The following is a 434-nucleotide window of genomic DNA, read 5'->3' on the forward strand; positions in this document are numbered from 1 at the left end:
GCTAAACCCCGTTTTGACAAAACCAGACAAGCTGCTGTTTCACTTAATTAAAGGCTTTTATTGCGCTCAGGATCTTATAAAATGACGCAAGCCTGTCATTCTGGAGCCCTGTCTTTGTTACCCATTTCCCAGTTTTTTCCTCAAGTGATTGCTCAACTGAGCGAACATAAGGCATTAGTACTTCAAGCCGAACCCGGTGCGGGAAAATCAACCGCTTTACCTTTGGCCTTACTCAAGGACTTGGCACTTCAAGGGAAAAAGATTCTTTTACTGGAGCCTCGCCGTGTAGCCGTTAAGGCCATTGCTTACTACCTCGCGAAACAGCTTGGGGAGAAAGTCGGTGAACGCATAGGTTATCAGATCAAGAATGATCGAAATGTGTCGCAAAACACCGTTCTCGAAGTCGTTACTGAAGGTATTCTCACCCGACGATT

The 434-nt window shown here is 45.6% G+C and carries 1 protein-coding gene; it reads left to right on the forward strand.

Features of this window, described 5'->3' with window-relative positions:
• Positions 1-81: 81 nt before the first annotated feature.
• Positions 82-434: DEAD/DEAH box helicase (locus A3766_RS09640; protein WP_369808620.1), on the forward strand; the 353-nt coding region annotated here is incomplete at its 3' end.

The sequence above is a fragment of the Oleiphilus sp. HI0132 genome (genome assembly GCF_001635845.1).